Annotated in this window: 1 pseudogene; it reads right to left on the reverse strand. The window is 73.9% G+C overall.

Annotation, left to right across the window (positions count from 1 at the left end):
- A pseudogene (gene otsB, locus A9X03_RS06190) lies at nucleotides 1-907 on the reverse strand (trehalose-phosphatase); the annotation flags it as partial.
- Nucleotides 908-969: the final 62 nt, after the last annotated feature.

Consider the following 969-nt stretch of genomic DNA (forward strand, 5'->3'; position numbering starts at 1 on the left):
CGCCGCCGTCGCCGACCGCGTCGAACGCGTCCTCGTCGGTGATGTCGTCGCCGAGGTAGACCGGGGTCCGGGCGCCGGGTTCGGCCTCGGTTAGGTGATCGAGCACCCAGCGCAGCGTTTTGCCCTTGTCCCAATCCAGGTCCGGGCGCAGCTCGATGACCTCCCGGCCGGTGGTCACGCGGAGGCCGTCGCGGCGGCCGGCTGCACGCACCGCGGCCGCCACCTCGCCGACGCGGTCGCGTCCGGCGTTGCGGTAGTGCACGGCGACACCAAAGCGCTTGTGCTCCACCGCCACTCCCGGGATGGAGCCGAGTCGCTCGCGCAGCTCGCCGGCGGCGGCCTCCAGCACCGGGATGGCCGCGGCGGCGTCGTCGTTCTGGTGGTGCGCGCCGTCGGGCGCGGTCAATTCGAACCCGTGGCTGCCGGCATACCAAATCCCGGGAACCCCAACGCGTTTCGTCACGTCGGCCAGATCACGGCCGGACAGAATCGCCACTGGGCAGCCGGTCGCCAGCTGCCGCAGCGCCTCGGTGGCGCCGTCGACCGGGACGGCCGCGTCCGGGTCGTTGACGATGTCGGACAGCGTGCCGTCGAAGTCGAAGAACACCGCGGGCCGCCGCGCGGCCAGGTCGTCGAGGGCCGTCAGCGCGTCGGGCAGCTGCGACATCCGGCGGTCCCCGGTGCGCACGGTGATCTGGTGCAGGTCGGCGACCACCGCGTCGGCGCCGGCATCTCGCAGCGCGTCGCCGCGCCCCTCATCGACGCCGATGACGAGTGCGAATCCGCCGGCGCGTGCGGCCGCGACGCCCGCTTCGTCGGGTGTGACGACCGCGCATCGGCCGGGCCGGACCTGCAGCCGGCGGGCCGCCTCCGACGGGTCCTCGGTGTAGACGGCGGCGCCCACCCCGGTCTACCTCGGCGACGACATCACCGACGAGGACGCGTTCGACGCGGTCGGCGACGGTTGAG

The sequence above is a fragment of the Mycobacterium sp. E1715 genome (assembly GCF_001667625.1).
Taxonomy (GTDB): Bacteria; Actinomycetota; Actinomycetes; order Mycobacteriales; family Mycobacteriaceae; genus Mycobacterium.